Genomic DNA, 2,262 nt, shown 5'->3' with positions numbered 1-2,262 from the left:
TCAAATAATTAATTACACTTTTGCTGTCGGGGCCGCGGTCAATATAATCCCCCAAAAAAATAAACTGATCTTCATTCGTTGGCTGCAGTTGATCTTCGATCAATGCTTTTAATGTCTTAAAACAACCGTGAATATCAGCTATGACAAATGTTCGTCTCAAACTTTTCAGATTAATCTATACAATTTGCATTGCTTAAATATAGGTTAATTTGAGCTATATAAAAACTCTCTGCAGAGATGCGGTGAGTTTTTATTACAAATGTTTACTACTTTTTTATGGCGGAAAGAATTTCAGCACTCATTGGCTTTACACCTGATCCGTAGAAATTGGTTAATTCGCCTTTCTCATTGATCAGGTATTTACAAAAATTCCATCCTGGTGCATCGCTGTTCCAACCATTTTGCTTGGGATCAGTTAACCATTTATACAAGGGATGTATATCATTTCCTTTTATGTTTACCTTTTCAAACATCTGAAAAGTAACGCCATAATTCTTTTGGCAGAAAGCACCTATTTCAGCTTCTGTACCTGCTTCCTGTCCACCGAAATCATTGCATGGAAAGCCCAATACCGCAACGGAATCTCCATGCAGTTCATGTAGTTTTTGGAGTTCTTCATATTGTGGTGTATATCCGCACTTGGATGCTGTATTTACAATCAGAATCTTTTTGCCTTTAAGCGTTGAAAGATCAAAAGGCTTGCCGTCGAGGGTATTTACTTTAATGTTATAAATACTGCTGCTAGTTGTCATTTCAGTTGCTGCCGGTCTGTTTTTTACATCTTTATTGATTCCCAGACAAGAGGAAAAAAACATAAGTAATGAATAAGGAATTGCCATGAGCCAAATTGGTTTAAGAGATGATCGTTTCATAGAATTACATTTTTTCAGGAACTTCAATACCCAGTAAGAGCATACCATCTTTGATGGTTTTTGCAACGGCTTTGCTTAAAGCAATCCGCAGAGATTTAAGATGCTCGTCTGTTTCCTGAAAGATAGAAACTTCCGCATAAAATCTGTTATATTCCTTTGCTAAATCAAAGATATAATTGGCAATGGTTGAAGGTGAATAATCTGCCCCGGCTTCACGGATCTTATCAGGGAAACGGCTCAGTATTTCCAGTACCGATACTTCAAACGGATGGAGGGTTTTGATGGTGCCATCTTTAGCCAGGTTCTCATCAATACCAAGCTCTACCGATTTACGCAATATCGCCGAAATACGGGCATGCGTGTATTGTATAAAGGGACCGGTATGCCCCTGGAAGTCGATCGATTCTTCCGGGTTGAACATCATCCGTTTTTTCGGATCAACCTTTAACAGGAAATATTTCAAAGCTCCAAGCCCCAGGATTTCATATAAATGATTGGCCTGATCTTCGGTGAAGCCTTCTGTTTTTCCCTGTTCCAGCGTGCGGGCCTTGGAAGTTTCGATCATTTCATTTACCAGATCATCAGCATCCACGACTGTGCCTTCACGGGATTTCATTTTACCGCTCGGCAGATCAACCATGCCGTAAGACATGTGGTACACGCCATTCGCATATGGCTTGCCTAATTTTTTCAGAATATGAATCAATACAATGAAATGGTAATCCTGCTCATTGCCTACAACATATACGGAACGCTTGCAGCCAAAATCTTTGTATTTTAATTCTGCCGTGCCTAAATCCTGTGTGATGTATACAGACGTGCCATCTGAACGAAGTACCAGTTTCTCATCCAGGCCTTCAGCTGTAAGATCGATCCATACAGAGCCGTCGGCTCGCTTATTGAATACACCTTTTACCAAGCCTTCTTCAACCAGATCTTTACCCAGTAAATAGGTGTTTGATTCATAATAGAAATGGTCGAACGTTACGCCTATTTTTTTGTAGGTAGCGTTGAAACCTTCATATACCCAGCCGTTCATGGTCTTCCAGAGATCGTATACTTCTTTGTCTCCCTGCTCCCATTTCAACAGCATTTCCTGGGCTTCTTTCAGGATCGGCGCTTCTTTCTTTGCTTTCTCTTCTTCAATGCCTGCAGCAACCAAAACTTCTACTTCTTTTTTCAGCGCTTTATCAAAAGCAACATAATATTTACCAACCAGGTGATCTCCTTTTATGCCGGCACTTGCAGGTGTTTCACCTGAGCCGAATTTCTGGTAAGCCAGCATGGACTTACAGATGTGGATCCCACGGTCGTTGACCAGATTTGCTTTCACAACATCATAACCATTGGCTTTAAGGATCTGAATGATGGAATAGCCCAGGAAGTTGTT

At 40.5% G+C, this 2,262-nt stretch carries 3 protein-coding genes; all 3 read right to left on the bottom strand.

Features of this window, described 5'->3' with window-relative positions; all coding sequences use genetic code 11:
* On the bottom strand, positions 1-160 hold a 160-nt coding region (locus tag ACTHJT_RS02460; protein ID WP_440236145.1), incomplete at its 3' end, for a metallophosphoesterase.
* A 106-nt stretch (positions 161-266) separates the two neighbouring features.
* Positions 267-872, bottom strand: a complete 606-nt coding sequence (locus tag ACTHJT_RS02455; RefSeq protein WP_440236144.1) for a glutathione peroxidase — start codon at positions 870-872, stop codon at positions 267-269.
* 4 nt (positions 873-876) lie between these two features.
* Positions 877-2,262, bottom strand: a 1,386-nt coding sequence (gene argS, locus ACTHJT_RS02450; protein ID WP_440236143.1) for an arginine--tRNA ligase, incomplete at its 5' end; no start/stop codon positions are given.

It is taken from the genome of Cytophaga sp. (genome assembly GCF_051961495.1).
GTDB lineage: Bacteria > Bacteroidota > Bacteroidia > Cytophagales > Cytophagaceae > Cytophaga.
The sequence above is the reverse complement of the archived record's forward strand: the minus strand, read 5'-3'. Positions and strand labels throughout refer to the sequence as shown.

What these genes read in the sequence shown, in the direction of transcription:
- ACTHJT_RS02455 (WP_440236144.1), bottom strand. Translation starts at nt 872, where the DNA reads ATGAAACGATCATCTCTTAAACCAATTTGGCTCATGGCAATTCCTTAT.